This is a genomic window from Pseudozobellia sp. WGM2 (genome assembly GCF_017810075.1).
Lineage (GTDB): Bacteria > Bacteroidota > Bacteroidia > Flavobacteriales > Flavobacteriaceae > JADNYK01.
The window spans coordinates 1-441 of record NZ_JADNYK010000053.1 but is presented as its reverse complement, the minus strand read 5'-3'; the positions used below and the strand labels follow the sequence as shown (position 1 = coordinate 441).

The 441-nt window shown below is 43.5% G+C and carries 1 pseudogene; it reads right to left on the bottom strand.

Features of this window, described 5'->3' with window-relative positions:
* Positions 1 to 441: pseudogene (locus tag IV512_RS19770) on the bottom strand (hypothetical protein); the annotation flags it as partial.

Sequence of the window (441 nt, the reverse complement as noted above, 5' to 3'; positions counted from 1 at the left end):
TCTAGCAAATAAGCCACATTGAATGATATTTCTAATGGCTCACCTTGGTATTTAACCTCAAGCTGCTCACTGGCTTCATCTTGCTCAGCATTGCTAGCACGCACCATCAAATTGTTATCACCTGAAAAATCAAAAATTACGCCACGCGATTTCTCATTACTCAAAATAGCCACGCGGCGAAGCACATTCGCTAATTGCTCTTGGCTGATACGGGCAAGTTTGTTGGTTGACGACGGCATGACGCGGCGATAATCGGGAAACTTACCATCAATCAGGCGTGCGGTAAAAGCCACCATGATGGCATTTTTTAGCTGTCCTGTACTATCGACTTCACCAAAGGGTAGTAAGACTTGTAAAAATTCACGGCCGACATTGAGGGTGATTTTATTGTCTTGATTCGGTAGCATGCGTTTAAGCTCTGCTAACAAACGTTGTAATTCA